The following is a 26,060-nucleotide window of genomic DNA, read 5'->3' on the forward strand; positions in this document are numbered from 1 at the left end:
GATCAGGCCCCGACAGCAGCCTTGAACTCGCTGAGACGGCTGAGTTGCTCCCACGGAAACTGGTCGCGGCCGAAGTGGCCGTACGCCGCAGAGTCCTTGTAGATCGGGCGCTTCAGATCGAGGTCGCGCACGATGGCTCCGGGGCGGAGATCGAATGTGGCTCGCACGGCTGCTTCGATCTTGGCCGGATCTTCTTTGGCGGTCCCAAAGGTCTCGACGAGAATGCTCATCGGCTGGGCCATGCCGATGGCGTAGGCGAGCTGCACTTCGCAACGGTCAGCAGCACCGGAGGCCACGACGTGCTTAGCAACCCAGCGGCCGGCGTAGGCAGCTGATCGATCGACCTTGGATGGGTCCTTGCCGGAGAATGCGCCACCCCCGTGGCGACCCATGCCGCCGTAGGTGTCGACGATGATCTTGCGGCCGGTGAGGCCACAGTCGCCCTGCGGGCCACCGATGACGAAGTTGCCGGTCGGGTTGATGTACACGTCGTACTCGTCATCGGCGAACTGCTCGGGGATCACTGGCCGAATGACCTGGTCAATTAAGTCCGGGCGGATCACCGTGTCGCGATCGACGCCTTCTTGATGCTGAGTCGAGATGAGCACAGCCTTGAGCGCGACTGGGACGCCGAGCTCGTTGTACTCGAAGGTGACCTGAGTCTTGCCGTCGGGGCGGAGATACGGAATCTGGCCGCTCTTGCGGACTTCAGCGAGGCGCTCGGCGAGACGATGGGCAGTGTTGATCGGGAGGGGCATGAGGACGTCGGTCTCATTGCATGCATATCCGAACATCATGCCCTGGTCACCCGCACCCTGGAGGCTGAGGTGGTCTTCGCCGGCAGAACCGCCACGCACCTCTTCGGAGGTGTCAACGCCCTGAGCGATGTCCGAGCTTTGCTCGTCGAGGGTGACCATGACGCCACAGGTATGCCCGTCGAAGCCTTTGTGGGCGTCGTCATAACCGATGGCGTTGATGGTCTCTCGGGCGATGCGCTGGATATCGACGTATGCGTTAGTGGTGATCTCGCCTGCGACGATGCAGAGTCCGGTCGTCACCATGGTCTCGCACGCGACCCGAGCGTCGGCATCCTCGGTGAGGATTGCGTCGAGGACAGAATCAGAGATCTGATCTGCCATCTTGTCGGGGTGACCCTCGGTCACGCTCTCGGAAGTGAAGGTGTAGTTGGCCATGGTGGTCCGCTGTGTCCTGTCAGTGGTCGGAAAGATGGGTGATGATCAACGGGCGTTTCGTATGTCGACGACCGCGTCGATGACCGCCCGAGCGACATCTCGCTTGGTAGCGAGGTCGATCTCGACAGGCTTCGCGCCGGGCCGCAGCAGCGTAACCGCATTTGTGTCGTGAGCGAAGCCAACACCAGGAGCGCTGACATCGTTGGCCACGATCAGATCGAGCCGCTTGCGTTCGAGCTTTCCTTGGGCATTATCGACGAGGTTCGCGGTTTCTGCGGCAAACCCAACGAGGACGTGATCGTCACGCTTGTTGGCGCCGAGCCCGGCGAGGATGTCTGGTGTTGGTTGGAGCACAATTTCAGGGACGCCGTCGCGCTTCTTGATCTTGCCGGATGCAGCATGCGCTGGCCGGAAGTCTGCGACCGCGGCCGCCATGACGATCACGTCGTGATCGATGGCAGCTCGTTCCATCGCCTCCTGCATCTCGGCGGCAGTCTCGACGGCGATGACCTGCACACCCGCGGGAGTCGGCAGCCCAACAGTCGACACGAGCGTGACCTGAGCACCGCGTGCTGCGGCTTCGGCCGCAACGGCATAGCCCTGCTTGCCGGAACTCCGGTTGGCGATCACGCGGACCGCATCAATCGGCTCACGTGTGCCGCCGGCCGAAACGACCACCCTGACTCCGGTGAGATCGGCAGGGCCGAGTATCCGTTCGGCTGCACCGAGGATTGTTGCGGGATCGGCCAGCCGACCTGCACCCATGTCGCCACCGGCCAGCCGACCTGACTCGGGTTCGACGATATGCACACCACGTTTCCGAAGTGTCGCAATGTTGTCGACGACACTCGGGTGCTCCCACATTTCGGTATGCATCGCCGGGCAGACGATGACCGGCGCCCGCGTCGCGATCAGCGTGTTCTGCAGCAGGTCGTGGCTGTACCCCATGCGGTAGGCCGCAATCGACTTCGCCGTGGCCGGTGCAACGATGATCAGATCGGCACCCTGTCCCACCTTGGTGTGCGGGATGGGGGTCGTGGGGTTATTCCAGAGTTCGGTCTGGACTGGCTCAGACGCCAGCGCGCCCAGCGTCGTCGCGCCAACGAAGTGCTGCGCTGCGTCCGTCATGATCGGCACCACGTGCGCACCTGCGTCGACGAGGCGGCGCGAGAGTTCAATGGCCTTGTAGGCAGCGATGCCGCCGGTGACGCCCAGCACGATGCGCTTGCCAGTGAGAGGCGAAGCGCTCATCGATGCGAGTGCTCGGTGATCAGCTGTCGGCAGCGTCTGCTGCGGCCTGGGCTTCAGCTTCGGGATCTTCTTCGATCTCGACTTCTTCGACCGGCTCAGGTGCCTCGGTCCAGACAATCTTGTCGGCAGCAATCTCTTCGAATGCCATCGACAGCGGCTTGTGCGCCGTGGAAGAGACCTGCGGCGGAATCATGTGGCCAAGGCCTTCACCGAGCTGGTTGAAGTAGGAGTTGATGTTGCGGGCCCGCCGTGCAGCCAGCGTGACCAGCGTGAACTTCGAATCCACCTTGTCGAGGAGTCCCTCGATAGGAGGATCAATCATCGTGTCGTGATCAAGCGCCATAAGGCCAGCAATACTACCGGGTTCAGGTCAGCGTGCAGCGTCGATGATTGCGAGCATCTCGGTGATCGTGTCTTCGAGATCGTCGTTGACCACAACGTGATTGGCGAGATCTCGGCCGATCGGTTCTTCCTCCTCGGCCTTCTTCAGGCGAGCCAGCACCTTGTGATCGACGTCGCCACGTCCGCGCAGGCGGCGTTCTTGCTCTTCGCGGCTCGGCGGCAGAACAAAGATGAGCATCACATCTGGTCGGAGACGCTTGACCTGTTGAGCACCGTCAACTTCGATTTCGAGCACGATGTCGCGGCCAGCAGCCAGCCCCGAGCCTTCGTCCGGAACCGGCGTGCCGTAGTAGTTGCCGAGGAAATTCGTCCACTCCAAGAAGCCACCGTCCTCGATGCGTGCCTCGAACTCCTCCGCCGACACGAACACGTAGGCGTCATCGGCCTCACCAGGCCGCTGCTCACGAGTGGTCCATGACCTGCTCAACCACAATCGGGCGTCGCGCTTGACCGCCGCATCGACGATCGTGCCCTTACCGACCCCGCCAGGGCCGGACACTACGATGATCAACTCGTGTCAGCCGAGTTCTTCGAGCAAGGCCTTGCGCTGCTGAGCACCGAGGCCCTGCACACGACGGTTGTCGGCGATGCCAACTTCTTCCATCAGCCGACGCGCCTTGACCTTGCCGACGCCCGGCAGTGATTCGAGCATCGAGACAACCTTCAACTTGCCAACGTTGTTGTCGTCGGAGTCGAGTGCCTCTTGTAGTGACATCGAACCCATCTTCAGGCGGGCCTTGATCTCTGCCCGAGCGGCGCGAGCCTCCGCCGCTTTGACAAGAGCGGCAGCCCGCTGCTCTGGAGTCAATTGTGGAGGTGTAGCCATAAAAGTCAGACTAACGCGCGGAGATCGGCAACGCGGGCGATTCCCCGCTCCTCGGCCCATTCGACGAGCTCACGCTGGACGTTTGCAGCAGCCCGAGGGTCTGCAAACGACGCTGTTCCGACCTGCACAGCCGATGCCCCCGCCAAAAACATCTCGATGGCGTCCCAGCCCGACGCCACTCCCCCGACGCCGATGATCGGAAGGTCGGGCAACGCCGCATGCACATCGTGCACCGCCCGAACCGCAACGGGATGAATGGCCCGACCGGAATACCCACCGCCTCCTGCGCCCAGCGTCTTGTTGAGCGAGTCCGGATCGTACGCCAGGCCGAGCAGTGTGTTCACACAGGTCACCGCCTCGGCTCCTGCGTCGTGGACTGCTGCTGCGACCTCGATGATCCGATCGGTGTTGGCGCTCAGCTTGGCCCACCGCGGACGATTGCATCCGGCGGTCGCCGCCATCACGGCAGCGGACAGCTCGATGTCGTGGGCGAAGATCGCACCTCGTCCTTCGAGGTTCGGGCACGACAGGTTCACTTCGACCGCAACGACCTCGGGCGGCGCGTCCGCCAACATCTCGGCAGCGAGTTGGTAGTCCTCAAGCGAACGGCCCCAGATACTGCACACCACCGTGGCGCCCGTGTCGACCAGCGGCGGCAGCACGTTGACCAACCAGTGCTCCACGCCAGGCCCCTGGAGCCCAACGGCATTCATCATGCCTTGCGTGGTGGGATGGACCCTTGGTGCAGGATTGCCGGCCCATTCGAACGGAGCCAACGACTTCGTCACGATGGCTCCGATGCTGGACAGGTCAACAAACGGCGCCATCTCGACGCCATAACCGGCGGTGCCCGACGCCATCATCACCGGAGCGTCGAGCATGACCGACCCAATCGTGACTGTCGTGTCCATGTTCAAGCAGTGGTTCCTGTTGCGTGGTACTCCTGCAGCGGGCGGACGCCGAGCAGCACCCCGTCCCGTTCCGCGAGCCCCTCGGCTGCAGCCAAAGCGGCATCAACGGTCGTGACACAGGCAACGCGGTGCAGGCTTGCTGCCTTACGAATGTGCGCACCGTCGGTGCGGCCGATCCGGCCTCGCGGTGTGTTGACCACGAAGCTGATCTCACCGGCGGCAATCAAATCGACAGCGGTGACGCCAGCCCCCTTGGTGTGGACGTCCTGCACCTTGTCGAGCACCTGGTCGACCTCGACGTCAAAACGCGCGAGGTACTCAGCCGTACCGACTGTCGCAACGATTCCCAAGCCGAGGGCTTGCATCCGCTGCGCCACCACCAGCCCGGCGGGCTTGTCCGGGTCAGCAAGCGACAAGAAGACCGTGCCCGACTCGGGCAGAATCGTGCCCGCCGACAACTCGGCCTTGTAAAACGCCTTGCCGAACGTGTCGGCAATGCCCATCACTTCACCCGTTGACCTCATTTCCGGTCCCAGTGCGGGATCGACCTCGGGGAAGCGAGTGAACGGCAGCACTGCCTCCTTCACGGACACGTGGCCGCCGATCGCTGGCTTCAGCAAGCCTTCGGTGCGCAACTCAGCCAAGGTGGCGCCCAGCATCACTCTGGTCGCCACTTTGGCAAGCGGCACTCCGGTCGCCTTGGCAACGAACGGAACCGTTCGGCTCGCTCGCGGATTGGCCTCAATGACGTACACGGTCGTTCCGGCAACCGCGAACTGCACGTTGATCAGCCCGCTCACGTCGAGGCGCTTCGCGATTGATGCGGCGTACGCCTCGATGACTTCGACAACCCATGAGGGCAGCGTCTGTGGCGGAATCGCACATGCTGAATCACCGGAGTGCACGCCGGCTTCTTCGACATGTTCCATGACACCACCGATCAGCACCTCGCCGGTGTGGTCACGGATCGCATCGACGTCCACTTCGGTGGCATCTGCGAGGAATCGGTCGATGAGCACTGGACGTTCGGCCGAGAGCCCGCCTTCTTTACCGAGGCTGCCGAAACCGGCCAGCTCCGCCATTGCCGACGCAAGATGGTCGCGGTCGTGGACGATCTGCATTGCCCGCCCTCCGAGCACATAGCTCGGCCGGATGAGTACCGGGAAGCCGATGGCCTCGGTGATTTCCAGCGCCTCGTCGAGGGTCACCGCGGTTCCACCGGGAGGCTGCGGGATCTTCAACTCGTCGCAAATCTTGTTCCACCGCTCGCGGTCCTCGGCGGCGTCGATCGAATCGGGCGACGTCCCGGCGACGAGTTCCAACGGGATCTCGCCCGCCAGCTTCAACGGCGTCTGCCCGCCGAGCGACACGATCACCTTGTGCGGCTGCTCCGCTGCGATGACGTTGAGCACGTCTTCCTTGGTCAGCGGTTCAAAGTAGAGCCGGTCAGACGTGTCGTAGTCGGTGGACACGGTTTCGGGATTGCAGTTGATCATGATCGTCTCGAACCCGGCATCACGCAGCGAGAACGACGCGTGCACGCAGCAGTAGTCGAACTCGATGCCCTGCCCGATGCGGTTCGGCCCCGAACCCAGGATGACGACCTTCTGGGCGTCGGACTCGCGTACTTCGTTCTCGTCTTCGTATGTCGAGTAGTGGTACGGGGTTTCAGCGGCGAACTCCGCAGCGCAGGTGTCAACAGTTTTGTACGTCGGAATGACACCAGCGGCTTCGCGAGCAGCACGCACTTCGTCTTCGGTTCGACCCCATTGGTACGCCAGCTGCACATCAGAAAAGCCGAGTCGTTTAGCCCGCTTCCAGTCGCGAGCGGACACTGCGTCGAATCCCACGGCAGCGAGGTGGTCGCGTTCTTCGTTGATCAGCGACATCTGATCGAGGAACCAGGGGTCGATACCAGTCCGGTCGTGCACGACCTCGATGCCGATGCCCCGGCGCAGCGCCTCACCCACGTGCAGAACCCGGTCAGGAGTGGGAAGAGCGGCTTGGACGAGCAGCGATTCGTCATCCGGGAACTCGGTGAGCAGGCGACCTTCGGCAGCGTCGCAGCCGAGGCCGTGATATCCGAGTTCGAGTGATCGGATCGCCTTCTGCAGGCTCTCGGGGAACGTCCGGCCAATGGCCATCACCTCACCAACTGCCTGCATCTGGGTCCCAAGGATGCCGGAGGCCCCGGGAAGCTTTTCGAATGCCCACCGTGGGATCTTGGTCACGACGTAGTCGATGACCGGCTCGAAGCTCGCCGGTGTGGCGCGGGTGATGTCATTCGGAATCTCGTCGAGGGTGTATCCGACGGCGAGCTTCGCAGCAATCTTGGCGATCGGGAAGCCGGTCGCTTTCGAGGCCAGCGCTGACGACCTCGATACGCGCGGGTTCATCTCGATGACGACTTGCCGGCCGTCAGCCGGGTTGACGGCAAACTGCACGTTGGAACCGCCAGTTTCGACACCGACTCGTCGGATGCATGCGATCGCCGCGTCGCGCATCTGCTGATACTCGACGTCGGTCAGGGTTTGGATCGGAGCGACCGTGATCGAGTCGCCGGTGTGCACGCCCATCGGGTCGAAGTTCTCGATGCCGCAGATGATCACGCAGTTGTCGGCGTGATCGCGCATGACCTCGAGCTCGTATTCCTTCCAGCCAACGATTGATTCCTCGACAAGAATCTCATTGATCGGGCTGGCTTCGATACCGGTCGCCGCCAGAGTCTCGAACTCTTCGACAGTGTGGGCGATGCCGGTGCCTCGGCCGCCGAGGATGTACGCCGGGCGAATCATCGTCGGCAGGCCAATCTCGTCCATGGCCGCACGGGCTTCGTCCATCGAGTGAGCGATCCGGGACCGACACGACTCAAGCCCGATTTCAGTCATTGCGACCTTGAAGTTCCCGCGATCCTCTGCGGTGGCGATCGCCTCGGCGTTGGCACCGATCATCTCGGGCTTACCCGGAACACCGATCAGCCCGCGTTCGAACAACTCCATGGCGATGTTGAGACCGGTCTGACCGCCGAGGGTCGGCAACACGGCATCGGGCTGTTCCCTGTCGATGATTGCCGACAGCACCTCCCAGGTGAGCGGCTCAATGTAGGTCGCATCTGCAAAGTCAGGGTCGGTCATGATCGTCGCCGGGTTGGAGTTGGCGAGGATGACGCGGTAGCCCTCTTCTTTCAACACTCGACAGGCTTGCGTGCCCGAGTAGTCAAACTCACACGCCTGACCAATGACGATCGGCCCGGAGCCGATGATGAGAATCGATTCGATGTCGTTACGCCGGGGCATCAGATACTCATCTTCTTGGCGGTTGCCTTCTCGATCATGGTGGCGAACTGCCCGAACAGGTAGTTCGAATCGTGGGGGCCGGGGTTGGCCTCGGGGTGGTGCTGGACGCTGAACGCCTGCTCGCCGTTGACCTTCAGTCCTTCGCACACGCCGTCGTTGAGGTTGACGTGCGTCATCTCGGCACGACCGCTGAGCGAGTCCGGGTCGACGGCGAAGTTGTGGTTCTGGCTCGTGATTTCCACACGTTCGGTCAGCAGGTTCTTCACCGGGTGATTACCGCCGTGGTGACCGAATGGCAGCTTGACAGTGCTGGCCCCGATCGCGTTGCCAAGCAGTTGGTGCCCGAGACAGATGCCGAAGATCGGCACCTGCCCGATCAGACCCCGGATCGCCTCGATGGCGTACGGAGACATCGACGGGTCGCCAGGGCCATTACTGAGAAAGACGCCGTCTGGACTGTGAGCCAACACATCAGCCGCTGTGGTCGCTGCGGGAACGACGTGCACGCGACCGAGACGAGCAAGGCTGCGGCCGATGTTGGACTTCATGCCGAAGTCCATCGCCACGATGTTGGTTCGGCTGTTTGGGTCAGCCGCCGGAATCACGTATGGCACCTGGGTGCTCACCGTCCTGACGAGGTCGACACCGTCGGTGCCTGGCTCGGCTCTGGCGGCTGCGAGTAACTCGGATTCCGAGGCTGAACCAAACGCACCGGGCAGCGCGCCGCTGTCGCGGACGATGCGCGTGAGGCGCCGGGTATCGATGCCGGCAATGCCGGGGACACCTTGTTGGAACAGCATCGAACCGAGGTCCGACTGCGCCCGAAAGTTGCTGTGGCGACGCGCCAGATCGCGCACCACGATGCCGCGGCAGAACGTACCGACCGATTCGAAGTCGGTGGCGTTAATGCCGTAGTTGCCGATGTGCGGGTACGTGAAGGTGATGATCTGGCCGGCGTAGCTCGGGTCGGTGATGACCTCCTGGTAGCCGCTCAGCACGGTGTTGAAGACGACCTCACCAGCTGCAATCGGCGCAGCCGCGCTGATCGCAGCGCCGATCAATTCGCCTTCGAACACTGAGCCGTCAGACAGCACCAGCGCGCCTTCTCGGATGCCTCTGGTCGTCATGGCGTTCATCGGTGTTCCTTCATCTGCATGGGCATCTGCATGGGCATCTGCACGGGCGACTGCATGATCATGCAGTCTATTGGATGATCATGCGGATTCATTTTTGTGCCTTTCCATCGAGCACGACGATGTCTCCGTGCAGGATCGTATGTTTCACGCGTCCGGTCAGCGGGACGCCAATAAACGGCGTATTCCTGCTCTTGCTTGCCAGCTCGGCGGGAACGACTTCCCAGGTCTCATTCGGGTCGAACGCCGTGAGGTTGGCAGGCTCGCCCGGTGCAATCGGTCGGCCGTGTCGATCCGCGATTCCGGCGATGGCAGCAGGTTTCCACGACATCGCCGCCACGACGTCCACCAACGGCATGTCGAGATGGGCCAGGGCGACACCGAGTGCGGTTTCGAGGCCAAGCATCCCTGGGGGCGCCTGGTCGAGCGGCATCTCCTTCGTCTCGGACACGTGCGGAGCATGATCGGTGGCAATGGCGTCGATTGTGCCGTCTTGCAGGCCCTCGCGCACCGCCACCACGTCCTCGATCGTGCGCAGCGGTGGGTTGACCTTGTAGAGCGCACTGTACGACGCCAGCAGTTCATCGGTCAGGCTGATGTGGTGCGGCGTGGCCTCGGCGGTGACCGGTAGGCCATCGGCTTTGGCAGCGCGAACGAGGGCAACCGAACCAGCCGTCGACAGATGCAGGAAGTGAGCTGGGGCACCGGTGAGACGAACGAGTTCGATATCACGGTGCACCATGAGTTCTTCGGCAAGCGACGGCCACCCGGGCAGCCCGAGATGGCTACAGCAGGACCCCTCGTGCATCACCGCACCTGCGGTGAGCGATTCGACCTCGCAGTGTTGGGCCATGGTGACACCGAGGTCGCTTGCGTACTCATAGGCCCGCCGCATCAGCTGGGGGTCCTGCACACCGTTGCCGTCATCGGTGAAAAGGCGCACGCCGGCATTTGCGAGTTCGGCGAATGGCGTCAGCTGCTCGCCCTTGCGGCCCATCGTGATCGACCCTGACGGGTACACATCACAGAGGCCGGCGCGCTTCCCTTGCTGGCGGACGAATTCCACTACTCCGACCGAGTCCTGCGTGGGATCGGTATTCGGCATTGCCACGACAGCGGTAAACCCACCGAGCGCGGCACCTCGGCTGCCAGTCTCGATGGTCTCAGCCTCTTCGCGACCGGGTTCACGAAGGTGAACATGTAGATCGACGAAGCCGGGACTGATGACCAACCCGGCGGCATCGATGAGACGCTCGTCCCTGCTGCTGTCAGAGTCTGGGGCGAGCTGGTCGCCGACCTCGACGATGATCCCGTCGGAGATGCGGACACTTGCCAGCCGGTCGCCGGTCTGGTCGATGAGGCGACCATTGGTGATCAAGATGTTCATGATTCCGTATTCCCTGTGAGTGAGTTCTCCGAGCCACTCCCGAGCAGCTCGAAAAGGACCGCCATGCGGACATTGATGCCGTTGGTGACCTGTTGATTGATGACGCTGCCAGGCAACTCGCCGGGATCGACTGCCATCTCGACGCCACGATTCATGGGCCCGGGGTGCATCACCAGCACGTGCTGGCCCAGGCGAGCAGCACGCTCCGGGGTGAGGCCGAATCGCGCGGTGTACTCACGAAGATGGGGCACCAACGCCTCACTCATTCGCTCGTTCTGCATGCGTAACAAGTACAGGATGTCGATGTCATCGATCACCTGATCGAGGTTTGCGACGACGTTCTCGTCGTGCGTAGGCGGAAGCAACGTCTTGGGCGATACCCAGGTGACGTCGGCGCCGAGCAACTTGAACGCTTCGGTTGTGCTGCGCGCGACACGACTGTGCTTGATGTCGCCGACCATCGCCACACGCAAACCGTCGAAACTCCCCCCATCGACCGAGACGGGCCGGTTCAACGCGGTGCGGACGGTGTACATGTCGAGCAGTGCCTGAGTGGGGTGGGCATGCCAGCCGTCACCAGCGTTGATGACGCTGGCGCTGGTCCACTCCCCGAGCTGCCAAGGCGCCCCGCTCGATCCATGCCGGATCACAAAGGCATCCACGCCCATCGCAGCGATGGTTTCAACGGTGTCGCGCAGGCTCTCGCCCTTGTTCAAGCTCGACTGGCTGACCGAAAAGTTCATCGTGTCGGCCGACAGCCGCTTGGCAGCCGTCTCGAAACTGAGCCGAGTTCGAGTCGAGTCCTCGAAGAAGACGTTGCACACGGTTTTGCCGCGCAGCGCCGGGACCTTTGGGTTTGGCCGCCGGTTGACTTCGGCCATGTGATCAGAGATGTCAAGTAACCGTCGTAGACCGGTCTCGCCGAGTTCGGCGATCGACAGCAACGACCGGCTCATGTGTCGGTCCCTTGCGTGATCGTGACACCGTCCGGGGTGACGCTGACGCTCTCCTCGGCGCTCGTCGGCAGGTTCTTCCCAACGAAGTCAGGCCGAATCGGCAGCTCCCGGTGACCACGATCGACGATCGCAGCCAACTGGACCGCCTTCGGGCGCCCATAGTCACCAATGGCGTCGAGCGCCGCCCGCACGGTGCGGCCGGTGTAGAGCACGTCGTCAACGAGCACCACCGTGACACCGTCGACCGTGAACGTGAGATCGCTCACCGACCCCGGAGACACGGGACGCAACCCGATGTCGTCGCGATACAGCGATGCGTCAACCGAGCCGATGACAATCGAATCTGCACCGCCATCTTCGGCCGCCTCGATCCGCGAGATCTCAGCGGCGAGGGCTTCTGCAACCCACACCCCGCCGGTCTGAATGCCCACCAGGGCCACACCAGCCGTGCCGCGGTTGCGCTCGATAATCTCGTGTGCCATTCGGGTGATTGCCCGACGCACATCGTCAGGTCCGAGGACCTGCTTCCTCACACCTGAGGGAGTGTTCATGTTGTCCTTTCCGTGTGAGCCTCACTGAACTCACTTCACGGGTCGGACACGCAACGTAGCAGCCAGCTGCGCGCCGTCAAAACACCACCGTGAAACTCCTCAGTTTCCCGGCAGCGGAACGCTTCGATCCCGCTCGTACAGCACCCAGAACTGGTTTGCCGCCACTTCGACAAACGCCGCCTCGATAACCGCAAAGTCATCTGCAACGTTCTCATCCTCGCTCGTCGGCAAGACCACGAAGTCGACCCTGTCAGCACGCTCGGAAAGGCGGATTCCTTCGAGTTCGCGATCGGGTCCGTACAACACGACGCGGAAGGGATTCGGGAACTGATAGATCTCGGTGCGATACGCAATGTGGGGCGTCACCCGATGATGTGCAGCGACGCTCGCCCCCGCCGGGATCTCTTCGATGATCTCGCGCATGGTGACCGCGTACACATTGTCCGGGTCGCCGTGAAACAGCACGGTCCGGCCCCAGGGCATCGGCGACCACATGAACGCCGCGACGAAGGACGACAGTGCCAATGCCCCGATGCCGACCGCACGAAGTGGAACCTCCAACGACTGCACCGTGACCTTGCTCTTGACCGCACCCAGCGCATACACCGTGCCGATGGCGAGCGCGGGGACCGCAACCAGCGCGTAGTGATACTGCACCTGATACTGGTACCAGAACGTGCTCAAGACGTTCGTGAACAACACCAGTGCACTGATCATCGCCACGCTCGGCAGCCGCAGGAAGATCCACGCAAACGGCGACGTCATTTGCCAGAGGTACCACGGGCGTCCATCAGCGCGTAGGTGGTCAGCAAGTTGCGTCGGATTGGTCACCGCCGTGTCGATGAGGCGCCGAGCGGCCGCACCGGTGCCGTCGCCGGGCTGGCTGAACGGAATACGCCAGGCATTCAGAGTGGGTTGGCCGATGAGCCCACGCATCACCACGTACATCGCGGTGAACATGAACCAGAGCGAACCGAACACGGTGATCAGCCCGATGCGCCAACTGCGGCGCAGTGCAACCCAGATCCCGAGCGGCACAATGACCAGCGAAACATCTTCTTTGACGAGCAACGACAACACGACGAATGCCCCGTACAACTTCCACTTCCGCTCCAGCGCCGCGTACAGCGCGACGCCGATGAAGAGCCCAAGGAATGAGTCGGGGTGGAAGTTCTCGAGGTTGGCCCAGCCGACGGCCGGATGCAGCAGATATGTCCCCGCGGCGATCAGAGCAAACCACTCCGATTCCAGTCGGCGGCGACCATACAAAAAGACCGGGATCGCACCCGCCGCGATCACTGCCGACTGCGAGAAGAACATGATCCACGCGCCGGGAGCAATCCAATAGAGCGGAACAAGAAGGAGCAACACGAACGACGTGTGATCGCCGAACATGTTGCGGCCCATCAACGTGATAAACGGTGCCTCGCCCCGCGACAGCAGCCACATGCCCTGGTCGTACAAGCCCGAGTCGTACGACGACGTCCCGAGGCCGTGGTGAATGTCCAGGCTGCGCTGCGTGAAGTACGCCGTCCAGAGCAGTACCGCACACGTCAGCAGGATCTGCGGAAGTGTTCGTGCGCCGAGCCATTCATTGACCGTCGGACGGACGACGGCAACGTCATCGAGATCATCAGGATCGACCGGGGCGTCGTCGCTCCCTTCGATCGCCACCTGCTCGGTCATTGCCTCAGTCTCGCGTCAACGAAGCGGATCGTCCGGTCGCAACTCTTTCGACAGCGCGGCCAGCACGCCATTGACGAACTTGCCGCTGTCGTCGGTGGAGAAGCGTTTTGCGAGCTTCACCGCTTCGTCGAGCACCACGGCAACAGGCACGTCGCTGCGTTCGCTCAGTTCGAAGGCAGCGAGACGCAGCACGTTGAGATCGAGCACCGGCATACGTTCAAGGGTCCACCCCTTTGCCTTGGCAGCAATCGCCGCGTCAAGTTCGGCGGCGTGCGTTTCGACGCCCGTGACCAGCACCACGGTGAGTTCGTCCGGTTCGAGTACTTGCAGGCTGAGCGCGTCGGAGGGGCTGATGCCCTTTGAGTGCGCTTCGTAGAGCAGGTAGAGGGCGCGTTCGCGCGCGTCTGACCGCTCGTCAGGGCGCGCAATTTTTGCGTTGATCGATGCCACAGTGGTGTCCGGACTAGGCGCGAGCCATGTACTCGCCAGTACGAGTATCGACCTTGACCCTGTCGCCGATGTTGACGAACAACGGCACCTTGATCTCCTTGCCGGTTTCGAGCGTTGCCGGCTTGGTGCCACCGCTCGACCGATCGCCCTGGAGGCCGGGCTCGGTCACCGAGACCTCGAGTTCGACCGAGGCCGGAATCTCCACGCCGATGATCTCACCCTGGTACATCGCGACCTGAGCAATCATCTGCTCGACCAAAAAGTCCGCAGCGTCGCCAAGCGCAGTGCGTTCCACGTTGAGCTGGTCGTACGTCGACGTATTCATGAACACGTAGTCATCACCGTCGGCGTACAGGTACTGCATGTCCTGACGGTCGACAATGGCCTGCTCGACCTTGATACCGGCATTGAAGGTCTTGTCGATGACGGCGCCGGTCCGCGCGTTGCGAATCTTGGTGCGCACGAATGCGCCACCCTTGCCCGGCTTGACGTGTTGAAACTCGATGACCTGGAACAGGCCATTCTCCAACTCGAGTGTGAGACCGTTCTTCAGGTCGTTCACGGAAATCTGCGGCATGGGCTGCTCTGTTTCTAGTTTGAGAATGAGGTATTGAACGGTCGCTTGGGATGATGCGTCAGGACTCGGTGCCCATCGGGGGTCACCACCGCGAGGTCTTCAATGCGGAAGCCACCGAAACCGCCACGATAGAGGCCCGGCTCGACGGTCACCACGTTGCCCGCCTGGATCACGTCATTCGACGCCTGAGAATGGAACGGAGATTCATGGATCTGCAGCCCCACGCCGTGCCCTGTTCCATGGAGGTACCAGTCGGCGTATCCCGCATCGACGAACACGTCCCGGCAGGCGCTGTCCACCGCCGTCGCGGTGACACCCGGATGCAGCGCAGCAAGTCCGGCAGTCTGGGAGACCTGCACGAGTTCGTAGATGTCGCGCTGCCGCGCTGTTGGCTCGCCGATGACGTACGACCGCGTCATGTCGGAGTGATACCCCTCGACCAGGGCGCCGACATCAATCACGACCGTGTCGCCTTCGACGATGGTACGACGACCAACTTCGTGATGCGGCCGCGCCGCATGATCCGGACCGGTGGCCACAATCGTCTCGTAGCTCCGGTCGTCGGCACCGTGACGACGCATCCGGTATTCGAGCTCGTCGCGGACATCGGCCTCGGTGAGCGGCGAGTCAAGCGTGCCAAACAGCAGCGGCTCCACCTCCTGCATCGCGGCATCAGCAGCAGCCGAGGCAGCTTCGATTCGCTCGATTTCAGCGACATCTTTGACTTCTCGAGCCGTTGCGACGATCGAGTCGACCGACGCCAACGACACGTCGACGGCCAACTGCTTCCATTGCGCATGAGTCGTCGATCGAGCGTCGAGCCCGACTGTTCCGGTGCCAGCCGCGTCGACGAGCGCACGGTGCAGGTCACCGCGATGCTGGATTGCCACGATCTCGACACCGCTGCCGTCAGTTTCGGCTGCCGCTCGCTCGCCGTACCGGGTGTCAGTGCCGAGCACCGCTCGATCGGGTCGCATGACGACCCAACCGTTCGAACCGGTGAAGCCCGTCAACCAACGGACGTCGACCAGGTCGGTGAAGAGCAGCGCATCGACGCCGAGATCGCCAGCGCCCAACAGTGATCGAATTGCCGAGACTCGGGCGGCGTGATCGATCGGCGTAAAGTTGCGCATCAGACCACGCTAGGCGGAGATCAGCCGTCGTCGTCCATTCCGCTGTCCATCTCGCCATCCATCTCGGCCGTGTCCTCATCACCGATCGCGCGGACCTCGGCGGCGAAGTCGAACGTCGATCCGTTATCGAACGAGAGGGTGACATCCACCATCTCCGGGTAGGTCGCCGGATCGATGTCGAACATCATGATGTGTGGTCCGCCCGGCTCAAACGTGAAGGATGCCCCACCCTCGATCGTGAATCCGCCTTCCTTCTCGCTCATCGACATTTGGCCTTCGTCGTTCATGATCACCTGGTGCAGTTCCGCCGTGTCAGTGACCGATGTCGAGACAGCGATCGCAGTGACGTCCTCCTCGCCGGCATTGGTGACAACGCCGTAGACCGCCGTTGCGGTCTGCCCGTCGGCTGGCTGACGAGACCACGGGTCGGCAATCGAAATTGGGTCGTCCGACGACGGAGATGCATCGTCGGAGCCGCACGCTGCAAGCCCGAGGCCTGCGACCAGAACGAACGCTCCGAAGCGCCGGCGAGAGAAACTATTGATCAGCTGAGTTGTCGTCACATCTGTCAGGTCGTCGCAACGATCTGATCAGTTCCCAGGCACCGAGGATCACCACCAGCAGTCCTGCGATGAGCACCGCAACGGTTGCCCCGCGGTCGAACCAGTTCGGAGCGTTGCTCGGCACGATCGCAGCGGTGAGCCCATCGCGCCGCATCCACCCCCACCCGGCGAGCAGCAGTCCGGCCAGCCCAATGAGCACTGCGGCGATCGTCCGGTCCCGTCGGACAAACGGAATCAACGCACACAGCGCCGCGCCTCCGGCGAGCAGCGGGAGGAGCCACCAGGTGAGCTTCGGGCCGGTCTCAGCGGGCAGGGATGCGTACTGCCACAGACCCACAACGAAGCCGAGTGCAGCAGGAACCAAGACCGCCGCGGCCATCGGCCCGCCGCGCGTGATCAAGAGCACTCCGGCGAGTCCGACGAGCAGGCCGACGACTCCGCCGATCCAGATGGGGACCGCCGACGGCTCCGGCTGCCACGTGCTGATCACCGTGACGTCGACCTCGTTTCCGTCGACAACCAGTGGCAGCACACTTTCGAGAATGCGATCGCCCGGCTCGGTGCCGAAGGGCGGCACCGGTTGCATGAGGTGAGCACGGTGGTCGTGCCACGACCACCGGCCAGTTGTGCCGACCTCGCGCCACTCCGGCTCCGCGTCAGGGTCGGCGAAGGCGGGAAAGTCCGTACCGTAACGCTCCGCGTTCAGGTACGTGGACGGCGACAAGGTATTCTCGAGCACCGTGCCATCCGGCTGAAACCACAGGTATGGATCACCGCGATAACCAATGACCACCACCTCAGTGCCCAAATCAACCGTGAGTTCGACGAACGAGTCGCCCCCCAGCACCGCAACCGAGATCTCCGGAGTCGGTGGATCGATAGCAATGATCTCGCTGCGGTAGTCAGTCGGACCGGCGGGGTCAGCCAGGACGACCCCGGTGGGGATGATCGTCAACACGATTGCCGCCAGGATCCCAACGAAGGCCCTCCCGCCGCGCTTCGTCAACGGGGCAACACCTGCAGAACGAATTCACCCGACGGATGGACCGTGCACAGCCCCTCGTAGGAACCGGGAGTCGTGAACTCCTGACGCAGGGTTGCTCGAGCGCTCACAAACCATGGCCCCACGCTGTGCCCACGTGTGTCTTCGTTGACGATACGAATCGTCTGGCCAACCGTCGTGGTGAGCGAACGGGGCAGAATTGACAAGGGCTCGCCGGCGTCGAGTGCATCTCCGGCGCCAACGGGGATGGTGTACTCGTAGGTGGCTTGGTCGGCGCTCAACACGGCACCGAAGCCAGGGAGGTTCTCTTCGAGGTCAGGCACGCCAGCGGTGCTCACATTCGAGCTGTCTCCACCCCCGCCACAGGCGACAAGCACGACGGTGGCCAGCCCGACCAGAGCTGCACGTACGGTCATCGTCATACCTCGTTTCGGTTCAACAGAAGTGACAGATCGTTGCTCATGTCGTCTGATGTTGCACCGAACTGCCAGGTCAAGACGAGTCGACCTGCGTCATCGACGGCGTAGAGAAAGGGTGAATGATCCACCTCGACGGTTCCGTCGTCGAGCGTGCGGACCTCCCAGCTGGCACCAAAGGGCATGCCGGCGGCGGCGGTCTGTTCGATGTCGAGCGTGCCCGCAGCGACCGCGTCCTCAATGAAGCTCGTGACATATGTGTCGAGCACCTCGAGGTCTCGTTCCGGGTCGACCGTGACCATCACCACGTCGACCAGATCTGCGTCGGACGGGTCGAGCTTGCGCAGTGCGATCGTCAGGTCGGCCAAGGTCGTCGGGCAGACGTCCGGACAGTTGGTGAATCCGAAGTACACCACCTGCACGCCACTCGGTCGAGCACGGAAGTCGATGTCAGTTCCGGGGTTGCTCAGCGAAGGAAGGCTCACGAGATCAACCTGTGGTGCTGGATCGATGACCGCACCCGACAGCGTGTCGCCGCTGCCGCCATCAGATGACCCGCCACAGGCGACCAGCACGAACGTGATGATCGTGGCCATCGCCACCTGGCGCAACCGGGTATTCGTCGCTCTCAACTCCACGCCGTTCAGGTCGCTGCCGAGGCGTCGTTGGTTCCCGTCGCCGGCAATTCGTCGCAGCGGTCCAGAGCAACCAAATCACGCCGGGCGCGGGCCACCCGCGAGCGAATCGTGCCGATCGGGCAACCAAGCACATCTGCAGCTTCGGCATACTGCAAACCCAACACCTGAGTGAGGACGAAAGCAGCTCGCCGGTCCTCGTCGAGACCGTCGACCAAAGCGTCAAGCGTCAACCGCCCGGCGTCATCGGGCGCGATGACCGACCCGAGGCCGCCGCCAAGCAATGCGTCGTGGACGGCGCGGCTGTCGCGCCGCCGCCGACGTTGTTGGCGGCGCGTGTGATCGACGCAGACGCGGCGTGCAATGGTCAGCAGCCAGGCCTTTGCCGGCCCCTCGCGGCGGTATCGGTGCAGCGAGCCAACGGCGCGCTCGTAGGTCTCCTGGGCAAGGTCGTCAGCGTCGCTGAGATCGCCGAGGTAGCGACACATTCGCCACACGTCAGCCTGCGTCTCGGCGATGAACTGTTCGAAGGCGCGCCGGTCCCCACTCTGCGCTTCGAGCAGCAACTGCGTCAGCCGATCCACACCAGCATTCTGTCGAGTCGGGAACCAAACATCCGGGACCTTCGACCTCTGTGACATGGTTCGCAATGATCCGCCCGCCGTCCCGCCGATCCTGACGTGTTTGGCTGCAAGCGAACTGCTCTCAGCGCGTGAGGACGGCGAAACCACGGCTGCCGAGCATGCGTCGCTCGAGCAACATCTCATGAGCTGCGCCGCATGCACGGCCGTGGCGGCGCAATACGGTGCTTTGAGTCGGCAGCTCCGATTCCGAGCCGCCGATCCGATTCCCAACCTGGTCGGAGCGATCAGCGAACGAACCCGTCCAGCGGTGCTCGGCCGTGGAGGCTGGCTGCGGCCGGCAATGGCCTGGGTCGCAGTTGTGCTGTTTGCCCAGAATGCCGTCGCGTTGGTCGGTGGACGCCTCGACGGCGCCGACGACCATCTTGCTCGTCATGTCGGAGCCTTCGGTGTCGCGCTCGCCATCGGCTTTGCTTACGTCGCCTGGAAGCCGCACCGGTCCCACGGCCTTCTGCCATTTGCAGCTGCCCTGATCGTGACGATCTCGGTCAGCGCCGTGGCCGACATCGTCGACGGCGGGCGCACTGTGCTCGCCGAGAGCGCCCACATCACCGAGGTCATCGGCCTGGCGCTGCTGTGGATGATCGCTGGGTCACCAGGCTGGACCCGCTGGACTCAGTGGGTGAATCGGCGTCGCCACATCCTCCCCGGTCATCACCACTAGCTCTCGGCCGCGAGCAATTCGATCACTTCGGTCTCCAGGCGTGACTCGTCGAGCACACCGGTTCGCTCGACGATCGATCCGTCGGCCGCGACGAACAACGTCGTCGGAAATGACGTCAAGCGCAGCTCGGTCTGCAGCTCGGCAAGTCGGTCCTGATACAGCTCGTAGGTGACGCCGCGCTCGCCAGCGAACGCGCTCATCTTGTCAATGCTGTCAATGGCATTCACTCCAACAAATCGGACCCGATCGCCGTAACTCGTGTGCACTGCAGCAAAGTCCTGCAGTTCGTTTGCACACGGCGGACAGGCCGAGTACCAGAAGTTGATGACAAGCGGTTCCCCAACGAGATCATCGGTCGACAAGGTCAAATCCCCCGCCGCCGTCAGTTCGACCGACGGCAGCACCGCATCGTCACCGCCGGAATCGTCGCCTCCGCTCAGTCGAATGGCCGCGCCGATCGCCAGCAGGAGTGCGAGAACTGAGATGACGATCGCCGTGCGCCGTTGACCGTTCAACTTCACGAGAGCAGCCTACGGGCGGCTCAGGTTGTGGGTGGCAGGACCTTCAGCCCCAGTTCAGCCATCGCTTTCGGATCCCCGGCGATCGGGCTGTTGGTCATCGGGTCAGCACCGCTCTGGGTCTTGGGGAAGGCGATGATCTCGCGGATGTTCTCCTCACCGGCCAGGATGGCGACGAGGCGATCAAGACCGAACGCGAAGCCGCCGTGCGGCGGAGCACCGTATTCGAACGGGTTGAGGAAGAAGCCGAACTTCTTCTCTGCTTCATCGTCAGAGATTCCCAGCGCCTGGAAAACCTGACGCTGCAGCTCCGGCTCGTGGATTCGGATCGAACCTGAGCCGAGCTCCCAGCCGTTGAGGACGAGGTCGTAGGCAATCGAGCGGACCGACATCGGATCGCTCTCGAACTTGTCGATGTCGTCAGGGTGCGGCATGGTGAAGGGGTGGTGGCCCGACTTGGGCTGTCCGGTCTCCTTGTCCCGGCCGACGAAGAGCGGGAACTCGACCACCCAGACGTAGCGGTATGGACCCTCGTGGACAGGCGGCCGAGCGATCTCATTGCGGAGCATGCCGAGGACCTGGCAGGTGGTGTCCCATTCGTCGGCGACGATGAGGATCAGGTCGCCGGTGGCGGCGCCCATCGCTGCCTTGACAGCAGGCACTTCGTCGTCGGAGAGGAACTTGGCAACTGGCGAGTCGAAACCCTCGTCGGTGCACTTCAGCCACACCAGGCCCTTGGCGCCGGCCGACTTGGCTTTGTCGGTGAGCTTGTCGAGCTGGTTGCGGCCGTATTCGGATGCCCCGCCATCGACCTTGATGCCCTTGATGGCACCCGCACCGGAGAATGCCTTGAACTCGGTGTGAGCAAAGACAGGGGTGAGTTCCTGCAGTTCCATGCCGAAGCGGAGGTCAGGCTTGTCGCTGCCGAAGCGGTTCATGGCGTCGTGCCAGGTCATCCGTTCGATCGGCGCGGGCCGCTCCCCGGTCGCTGCCTCGGCGGCAGCAAGCACCGCTGCAGACACTGCATCGAGGACGTCGTCCTGGTTGACGAAGCTCATTTCCATGTCGAGCTGCATGAACTCGTACTGGCGATCAGCGCGCAGGTCTTCGTCACGGAGGCAGCGGGCCATCTGGTAGTAGCGGTCGACTCCGGCCACCATGAGGAGCTGTTTGAAGAGCTGCGGAGACTGCGGCAGCGCGTAGAACGAGCCGGGCTCCTTGCGCGACGGCACGAGGAATTCACGGGCGCCCTCGGGTGTCGACGGGACCAACATCGGGGTCTCGACCTCGACGAAGTCTTGGATCTCCATGGCGTGACGAACCGCGGCGTTGATCTTGGAGCGCAGACGCAGGTTCTTCTGCATCCGCTCGCGACGCAGGTCGAGGTAGCGGTGCTTGAGCCGGATGTTCTCGTCGACGTCGTCGGCGCGAGCATCGATAGGGAACGGCGGCGGCGTGGCGCTGCGCAAGATCTCCACCTCGCAGTCGCCAATCTCGACCCGGCCGGTCGGGAGCGCATCGTTGATGGTGCCCTCGGGCCGCTCACGAACCGTACCGGTGATCCTCAGGACGTACTCGCTCCGCACGTCGACGTCGTCGTTGATGACGCATTGCACGATGCCTGAGTGATCACGCAAGTCAACGAAGGCAAGGTGTTCACCGTGCTCGCGGCGACGACCGACCCAGCCGCACACGCTCACCGTGCTGCCGACGTCGGCGTCGCGGAGCGCTCCGCACAGGTGGGTGCGCATCGAGGTGGATTGGGTGGTCGGTGTCGATTCAGTCATGAGTTCGTGGTTTCTGAGAGATGAGCGATGAGCTCGGATCGGGGAATGGTGACTTGATCTCCGCCATGCATCGGCTTGATCACGACGGTGCCGTCGGCGTGCTCTTGCTCGCCGACGATGACCGCAAACGATGCTCCGCTGCGGTTGGCGAGCTTCATCTGGGCTTTCATGCTGCGGTTGTCGTAGCCACGATCGGCCGACAGGCCTGCTGCGCGTAGATCGGTGGTGAGTACGGCCGCTTCGAGGCCGCCGACCACATCGACGACGAATGCGACGAGCTGCGGCGCCTCAGCGTCAAAGCAGCCCTCGTCATCGCACGCGATGAGCGTCCGGTCGACGCCGAGGGCGAACCCGATACCGGGAGTCGCCGGGCCACCGAGCGCCTCGACGAGACCGTCGTAGCGACCGCCGCCACCCAGGGCATTTTGGGCTGAATCAAGGGTGCCGCCCAGGAATTCAAAAATCGTCCGGCGGTAGTAGTCCAAGCCCCGCACGAGCTTCGGCTCGACGACGAAAGGAATGTCGAGCGCACGAAGGCCAACTTGCACGGCGTCGAAGTGAGCAGCAGCCTCATCGCTATAGAAGTCGGCGATCTGGGGCGCTGATTCAATGAACGGTTGATCAGGCTCCCGCTTCGAATCGAGGACGCGCAGCGGGTTCTTCGCCAGCGTGATGCGGCTCTGTTCGCTCAACTGTTCACCCGCTGCCTCGAAGTGCGTGCGAAGCGCCTCGACATAGCGCGCTCGATCGTCGGGCTCGCCGAGACTGTTCAGCTGCAACGTCACCTGACGGAGCCCAAGTGCACGGTAGAACTCCCAACCCAGCGCAATGACTTCCACATCGAGCATCGGGTCGTCCACACCGAGCACTTCGATGCCCACTTGATCGAACTGGCGGTAACGCCCGCGCTGGGGCTTCTCGTAGCGGAAATTAGGTCCCGAGTAGAAGACCTTCCAGGGCACGGTCGGCCGATGTTGAGCGAACGATCGGCACACGCTGGCCGTCTGCTCAGGGCGGAGCGCCACACGCCGCTTGCCCTTGTCGACGAAGTCGTACATCTCTTTGGTGACCACATCGGTGGCATCACCGATTCGCGTGAAGACACCAAGGTCTTCAAGCAGCGGCGGGATCAGTTGCTGATACCCGGCAGCTTCGACGACATCAGCGAAGACAGCCGTGAACCGGCGCCAACGGCCGCTCTCGGGCGGCAGGATGTCCCGCATGCCGGGACTGGTTTGGAACTCGGGCACGGCCCGTCAGGCTACCGGCGAGGTCCACCGGGCAGCGGGACGGTTTCGTCAGCCGGCCACAGCGGCAGCAGCAGCGCTGCCAGGATTCAACCGATAGGCGTCGTAGACCGAGTCGATGCCCTTGATCGTCTGCAGCACCGAGTCCAGCTGATCCAAATTGAACAGCTCGAACTGGAACTGCATCTTGGCGACACGGTCGGTGCCCGTCACCGTTTGCGACGACACGATGTTGATCTTGTGTTCTGACAGTGCCACAGCGACGTCCATCAGGAGTCGTGAACGATCGAATGCGACGACCTCGACGCCGGCGATGAAGGTCGCGTTGGACTGCTCTTCTCCGCCCCACTCCACGTCGATGAGTCGCGTGGCTTGCTCGGCCATCAGCGACACGGCATTGGCGCAATCGCTTCGATGCACGCTCACACCACGACCGCGGGTGACGAAGCCAATGATGTCGTCACCCGGCACCGGGGTGCAGCAGCTGGCGAGTCGCACCATGACGTCGTCGAGGCCCTCGACGTGGACGCCCACCGTGGTGCCCCCGTCGTCGCGCTGTTCGCGCCGCGGAGTGTCGACCGTTGACGGCAGTTGCTCGTCTTCCTCGCCGGTACGGAACCCGCGGGCGATCTTCTGCGCCACGCTCTGCGCCGACACGTGGTGCTCGCCGATGGCCTGCAGCATCGCGTCGAGATCGACGTAGCTCAACTCGGCGACCACCGCCTCGAGCTGCGGTGACTTCCAGATCCGCTGCACCGGCAGACCTTCACGCCGGAGACGGTCACTGAGGTCATCGCGTCCCGCCTCGATCGTGTCGAGACGACGCTCCCGGCTGAACCACTGGCGGATCTTGTTCCGTGCCCGCGGGGACACCACGAAGGCCAACCAGTCCTGCGACGGACCCGCTGTTTCGACCTTCGAGGTGAAGATCTCGACGTTGTCACCGCTCTGCACGGTGTGATCGAGCGGGACCAGCCTGCCGTTGATCTTGCTGCCGATACAGGCATGGCCAACTTCGGTGTGCACCGCATAGGCGAAATCGACAGTGGTGGAACCGACCGGCAACGTGATGACCCGGCCCTTCGGCGTGAAGACGAATACCTCGTCCTGCTCAAGATCTGTCTTCAGGCTCTCCATGAACTGAGCCGGATCGGAGACTTCCTCCTGCCAGTCGATGATGCGGTTGAGCCAATCAATATCTCGCGTGCCGCCGGTGCCGTCCTTGTATGCCCAATGTGCAGCGACACCCCATTCGGCACGCTGATGCATTTCCCGGGTCCGAATCTGCACTTCGATCGGTTTGCCGGCGGGCCCAATGACCGTGGTGTGCAGGCTTTGGTACAGGTTGAACTTCGGCATCGCGATGTAATCTTTGAACCGACCGACGATGGGTCGCCAACGCCCGTGGATGCAGCCGAGCGCGGCATAACAATCCTTCATCGACGGCACGATGACCCGAATCGCAACGAGGTCGAAGATCTCGTCGAACTCGCGGCTCTTCACCACCATCTTTTCGTAGATGCTCCACAGGTGTTTGCCTCGACCGGTGACTTCGGCATCAATATCCAGTTCGCCCAGCCGAGACCGAACCTCGGCCACCGACTTGGCGAGGTACATGTCGCGCTCGGGCGTTCGACTGCTGACGAGATGGTCGAGCTCAGCAAACCGTTTCGGATGCAGCGCTGAGAACGACAGATCCTCGAGCTGCTGCTTCATCTCCTGCATCCCGAGGCGGTGCGCCAGCGGGGCATAGATGTCAAGCGTTTCCTGTGCCTTTTGCTGCTGCTTCTCGAGCGGCATCGCGGCAATCGTTCGCATGTTGTGCAAGCGGTCGGCGAGCTTGATCACCAGCACGCGCAGATCTTTCGCCATGGCGACAAGCATCTTGCGCATCGTCGCCGCCTGCTGCTCCTCGCGACTGTCGAACCGAATGCGCTCGAGCTTCGTGACCCCGTCGACGATGGCCGCAACCTCGTCGCCGAAGTCGCGCTGCACATCCGCCACGGTGATCTCTGTGTCTTCGACCGCATCATGGAGCAGTGCCGCAACGACGGACACTTCGTCGAGCCCGATGTCGGCGACGATGTACGCCACAGCCAGCGGGTGGTTGATGTAACTCTCGCCGGAACCGCGGCGTTGCGACCCGTGCGCAGCCGCAGCAACCCGGTACGCCCTGTTGATCGTGGTCGTCGATGCTCGAGGGTGGCGGCGCCGATACGCGGCAAGGAGCGGACCCAGCTCAGACGCGGTTGGTGTCGTCGGCGTCCGTCTCCAGGGTAAGACTCGGTCGACCGTCCCCATGATCAGTAGTGGAGCAACGCCTGCGCGGTCCGTTCACCGAGTTTGGCTCGACCGCCAAGGTCGTCGATCTCGAGCAAGAAGGCCAGACCAGCCACCACGCCGCCGAGTGTTTCAACGAGCTTGGCGGTTGCGGCAGCCGTGCCACCGGTGGCGAGAACGTCGTCAACGATCAGGATGCGTTCGCCGGGATGGATCGCGTCGCGGTGGATCTCGAGCTTGTCCGACCCGTACTCGAGGTTGTATTCCTCACGGACCACCGCCCACGGCAGCTTGCCGGCTTTGCGGACCGGTACGAATCCAGCACCTGCCCGATAGGCAACCGCCGCACCGAAGATGAACCCTCTGGCTTCGACACCGACAACCCGATCGATCGGTACGCCTGCAAACTGCTCGACCATGGCGTCGACCGCTTGAGCCAGTGCCGCCGAGTCGCCCAGCAAGGGGGTGATGTCGCGGAACGTGACCCCAGCAACGGGATAGTCGGCGATGTCGCGGACAAAGCTGCGAAGTGCGCCGTGATCAGCTGTCATGCG

General features: G+C 63.0%; 26 protein-coding genes. 1 reads left to right on the plus strand and 25 read right to left on the minus strand.

Annotated features, from left to right (window positions below):
* Window positions 1–2 precede the first annotated feature (2 nt).
* The 20 genes from metK to ACH2DW_RS03920 form a co-directional block, all read right to left on the minus strand.
* Window positions 3–1,193, minus strand: coding sequence for a methionine adenosyltransferase (gene metK / locus ACH2DW_RS03825; protein ID WP_394928388.1), 1,191 nt, complete (start codon window positions 1,191–1,193; stop codon window positions 3–5).
* 45 nt (window positions 1,194–1,238) lie between these two features.
* Window positions 1,239–2,444 (minus strand): bifunctional phosphopantothenoylcysteine decarboxylase/phosphopantothenate--cysteine ligase CoaBC, encoded by a 1,206-nt coding sequence (gene coaBC / locus ACH2DW_RS03830; RefSeq protein WP_394928389.1) that lies wholly within the window; start codon window positions 2,442–2,444, stop codon window positions 1,239–1,241.
* Between the two features lie 19 nt (window positions 2,445–2,463).
* Complete coding sequence (gene rpoZ / locus ACH2DW_RS03835) at window positions 2,464–2,787, minus strand: DNA-directed RNA polymerase subunit omega (protein ID WP_394928390.1); 324 nt, start codon at window positions 2,785–2,787, stop codon at window positions 2,464–2,466.
* Window positions 2,788–2,814: 27 nt separating this feature from the next.
* Window positions 2,815–3,357, minus strand: coding sequence for a guanylate kinase (gene gmk / locus ACH2DW_RS03840; protein WP_394928391.1), 543 nt, complete (start codon window positions 3,355–3,357; stop codon window positions 2,815–2,817).
* Between the two features lie 6 nt (window positions 3,358–3,363).
* A complete protein-coding gene (mihF, locus tag ACH2DW_RS03845) occupies window positions 3,364–3,672 on the minus strand; it encodes an integration host factor, actinobacterial type (protein WP_394928392.1) in 309 nt (102 codons plus the stop codon).
* Window positions 3,673–3,677: 5 nt separating this feature from the next.
* A complete protein-coding gene (locus ACH2DW_RS03850) occupies window positions 3,678–4,583 on the minus strand; it encodes a dihydroorotate dehydrogenase (RefSeq protein WP_394928393.1) in 906 nt (301 codons plus the stop codon).
* Between the two features lie 2 nt (window positions 4,584–4,585).
* Window positions 4,586–7,879 (minus strand): carbamoyl-phosphate synthase large subunit, encoded by a 3,294-nt coding sequence (gene carB / locus ACH2DW_RS03855; RefSeq protein WP_394928394.1) that lies wholly within the window; start codon window positions 7,877–7,879, stop codon window positions 4,586–4,588.
* A complete protein-coding gene (gene carA / locus ACH2DW_RS03860; protein ID WP_394928395.1) occupies window positions 7,879–9,015 on the minus strand; it encodes a glutamine-hydrolyzing carbamoyl-phosphate synthase small subunit in 1,137 nt (378 codons plus the stop codon). Before carA ends, carB begins: the two co-directional genes overlap by 1 nt.
* 88 nt (window positions 9,016–9,103) lie before the next feature.
* Window positions 9,104–10,399 carry a dihydroorotase gene (locus tag ACH2DW_RS03865; protein WP_394928396.1) on the minus strand — a complete coding sequence of 432 codons (1,296 nt, stop codon included), beginning with the start codon at window positions 10,397–10,399 and terminating at the stop codon, window positions 9,104–9,106.
* Window positions 10,396–11,355 (minus strand): aspartate carbamoyltransferase catalytic subunit, encoded by a 960-nt coding sequence (locus tag ACH2DW_RS03870; RefSeq protein WP_394928397.1) that lies wholly within the window; start codon window positions 11,353–11,355, stop codon window positions 10,396–10,398. Before ACH2DW_RS03870 ends, ACH2DW_RS03865 begins: the two co-directional genes overlap by 4 nt.
* Window positions 11,352–11,906, minus strand: a complete 555-nt coding sequence (gene pyrR, locus ACH2DW_RS03875) for a bifunctional pyr operon transcriptional regulator/uracil phosphoribosyltransferase PyrR (RefSeq protein ID WP_394928398.1) — start codon at window positions 11,904–11,906, stop codon at window positions 11,352–11,354. The genes ACH2DW_RS03870 and pyrR overlap by 4 nt, the downstream gene beginning before the upstream one ends.
* Before the next feature lie 99 nt (window positions 11,907–12,005).
* The gene (locus ACH2DW_RS03880; RefSeq protein ID WP_394928399.1) at window positions 12,006–13,592 is read right to left on the minus strand and encodes a DUF2079 domain-containing protein; all 1,587 of its coding nucleotides are present in this window, start codon (window positions 13,590–13,592) and stop codon (window positions 12,006–12,008) included.
* Between the two features lie 15 nt (window positions 13,593–13,607).
* A complete protein-coding gene (gene nusB, locus ACH2DW_RS03885) occupies window positions 13,608–14,042 on the minus strand; it encodes a transcription antitermination factor NusB (protein ID WP_394928400.1) in 435 nt (144 codons plus the stop codon).
* 13 nt (window positions 14,043–14,055) lie between these two features.
* Window positions 14,056–14,619, minus strand: coding sequence for an elongation factor P (efp, locus tag ACH2DW_RS03890; RefSeq protein ID WP_394928401.1), 564 nt, complete (start codon window positions 14,617–14,619; stop codon window positions 14,056–14,058).
* Between the two features lie 14 nt (window positions 14,620–14,633).
* Window positions 14,634–15,752, minus strand: coding sequence for a M24 family metallopeptidase (locus ACH2DW_RS03895; protein ID WP_394928402.1), 1,119 nt, complete (start codon window positions 15,750–15,752; stop codon window positions 14,634–14,636).
* A gap of 20 nt (window positions 15,753–15,772) precedes the next feature.
* The gene (locus tag ACH2DW_RS03900; protein WP_394928403.1) at window positions 15,773–16,315 is read right to left on the minus strand and encodes a copper chaperone PCu(A)C; all 543 of its coding nucleotides are present in this window, start codon (window positions 16,313–16,315) and stop codon (window positions 15,773–15,775) included.
* The gene (locus tag ACH2DW_RS03905; protein WP_394928404.1) at window positions 16,290–17,273 is read right to left on the minus strand and encodes a hypothetical protein; all 984 of its coding nucleotides are present in this window, start codon (window positions 17,271–17,273) and stop codon (window positions 16,290–16,292) included. The genes ACH2DW_RS03900 and ACH2DW_RS03905 overlap by 26 nt, the downstream gene beginning before the upstream one ends.
* 44 nt (window positions 17,274–17,317) lie before the next feature.
* A complete protein-coding gene (locus ACH2DW_RS03910; RefSeq protein ID WP_394928405.1) occupies window positions 17,318–17,734 on the minus strand; it encodes a hypothetical protein in 417 nt (138 codons plus the stop codon).
* 2 nt (window positions 17,735–17,736) lie between these two features.
* A complete protein-coding gene (locus tag ACH2DW_RS03915) occupies window positions 17,737–18,330 on the minus strand; it encodes an SCO family protein (protein ID WP_394928406.1) in 594 nt (197 codons plus the stop codon).
* A gap of 47 nt (window positions 18,331–18,377) precedes the next feature.
* Entirely contained in the window at window positions 18,378–18,953 is a 576-nt protein-coding gene (locus tag ACH2DW_RS03920; protein WP_394928407.1) for a sigma-70 family RNA polymerase sigma factor, read from the minus strand.
* 55 nt (window positions 18,954–19,008) lie between these two features.
* On the opposite strand from ACH2DW_RS03920, the gene ACH2DW_RS03925 reads away from it, so the two are divergent.
* Window positions 19,009–19,674, plus strand: a complete 666-nt coding sequence (locus ACH2DW_RS03925) for a zf-HC2 domain-containing protein (protein ID WP_394928408.1) — start codon at window positions 19,009–19,011, stop codon at window positions 19,672–19,674.
* Here ACH2DW_RS03925 and ACH2DW_RS03930 read toward each other — a convergent pair.
* From ACH2DW_RS03930 to ACH2DW_RS03950, 5 genes are read right to left on the minus strand one after another with little or no spacing between them, the layout of a single operon-like run.
* Entirely contained in the window at window positions 19,671–20,195 is a 525-nt protein-coding gene (locus ACH2DW_RS03930) for a TlpA family protein disulfide reductase (protein WP_394928409.1), read from the minus strand. The two genes, ACH2DW_RS03925 and ACH2DW_RS03930, sit on opposite strands and share 4 nt — an antisense overlap.
* A gap of 20 nt (window positions 20,196–20,215) precedes the next feature.
* Window positions 20,216–21,979 (minus strand): aspartate--tRNA ligase, encoded by a 1,764-nt coding sequence (gene aspS, locus ACH2DW_RS03935; protein ID WP_394928410.1) that lies wholly within the window; start codon window positions 21,977–21,979, stop codon window positions 20,216–20,218.
* Window positions 21,976–23,229 carry a histidine--tRNA ligase gene (gene hisS, locus ACH2DW_RS03940; protein ID WP_394928411.1) on the minus strand — a complete coding sequence of 418 codons (1,254 nt, stop codon included), beginning with the start codon at window positions 23,227–23,229 and terminating at the stop codon, window positions 21,976–21,978. The genes aspS and hisS overlap by 4 nt, the downstream gene beginning before the upstream one ends.
* Before the next feature lie 48 nt (window positions 23,230–23,277).
* Entirely contained in the window at window positions 23,278–25,527 is a 2,250-nt protein-coding gene (locus ACH2DW_RS03945) for a RelA/SpoT family protein (RefSeq protein WP_394928412.1), read from the minus strand.
* 2 nt (window positions 25,528–25,529) lie between these two features.
* Entirely contained in the window at window positions 25,530–26,057 is a 528-nt protein-coding gene (locus tag ACH2DW_RS03950; RefSeq protein ID WP_394928413.1) for an adenine phosphoribosyltransferase, read from the minus strand.
* Window positions 26,058–26,060: the final 3 nt, after the last annotated feature.

The sequence above is a fragment of the uncultured Ilumatobacter sp. genome (assembly GCF_963980585.1).
GTDB lineage: Bacteria > Actinomycetota > Acidimicrobiia > Acidimicrobiales > Ilumatobacteraceae > Ilumatobacter_A.

Bases quoted from the DNA above. Each gene is read 5' to 3' on its own strand.
- efp (WP_394928401.1), bottom strand. From the start codon at position 14,619: ATGCCGCAGATTTCCGTGAACGACCTGAAGAACGGTCTCACACTCGAG.
- ACH2DW_RS03950 (WP_394928413.1), bottom strand. From the start codon at position 26,057: ATGACAGCTGATCACGGCGCACTTCGCAGCTTTGTCCGCGACATCGCC.
- ACH2DW_RS03895 (WP_394928402.1), bottom strand. From the start codon at position 15,752: ATGCGCAACTTTACGCCGATCGATCACGCCGCCCGAGTCTCGGCAATT.
- carB (WP_394928394.1), bottom strand. From the start codon at position 7,879: ATGCCCCGGCGTAACGACATCGAATCGATTCTCATCATCGGCTCCGGG.
- mihF (WP_394928392.1), bottom strand. From the start codon at position 3,672: ATGGCTACACCTCCACAATTGACTCCAGAGCAGCGGGCTGCCGCTCTT.
- ACH2DW_RS03865 (WP_394928396.1), bottom strand. From the start codon at position 10,399: ATGAACATCTTGATCACCAATGGTCGCCTCATCGACCAGACCGGCGAC.
- ACH2DW_RS03915 (WP_394928406.1), bottom strand. From the start codon at position 18,330: ATGGCCACGATCATCACGTTCGTGCTGGTCGCCTGTGGCGGGTCATCT.
- ACH2DW_RS03925 (WP_394928408.1), top strand. From the start codon at position 19,009: ATGGTTCGCAATGATCCGCCCGCCGTCCCGCCGATCCTGACGTGTTTG.
- metK (WP_394928388.1), bottom strand. From the start codon at position 1,193: ATGGCCAACTACACCTTCACTTCCGAGAGCGTGACCGAGGGTCACCCC.
- rpoZ (WP_394928390.1), bottom strand. From the start codon at position 2,787: ATGGCGCTTGATCACGACACGATGATTGATCCTCCTATCGAGGGACTC.
- ACH2DW_RS03870 (WP_394928397.1), bottom strand. From the start codon at position 11,355: ATGAGCCGGTCGTTGCTGTCGATCGCCGAACTCGGCGAGACCGGTCTA.
- ACH2DW_RS03945 (WP_394928412.1), bottom strand. From the start codon at position 25,527: ATGGGGACGGTCGACCGAGTCTTACCCTGGAGACGGACGCCGACGACA.
- aspS (WP_394928410.1), bottom strand. From the start codon at position 21,979: ATGACTGAATCGACACCGACCACCCAATCCACCTCGATGCGCACCCAC.
- coaBC (WP_394928389.1), bottom strand. From the start codon at position 2,444: ATGAGCGCTTCGCCTCTCACTGGCAAGCGCATCGTGCTGGGCGTCACC.
- ACH2DW_RS03910 (WP_394928405.1), bottom strand. From the start codon at position 17,734: ATGACCGTACGTGCAGCTCTGGTCGGGCTGGCCACCGTCGTGCTTGTC.
- ACH2DW_RS03850 (WP_394928393.1), bottom strand. From the start codon at position 4,583: ATGGACACGACAGTCACGATTGGGTCGGTCATGCTCGACGCTCCGGTG.
- pyrR (WP_394928398.1), bottom strand. From the start codon at position 11,906: ATGAACACTCCCTCAGGTGTGAGGAAGCAGGTCCTCGGACCTGACGAT.
- carA (WP_394928395.1), bottom strand. From the start codon at position 9,015: ATGAACGCCATGACGACCAGAGGCATCCGAGAAGGCGCGCTGGTGCTG.
- ACH2DW_RS03880 (WP_394928399.1), bottom strand. From the start codon at position 13,592: ATGACCGAGCAGGTGGCGATCGAAGGGAGCGACGACGCCCCGGTCGAT.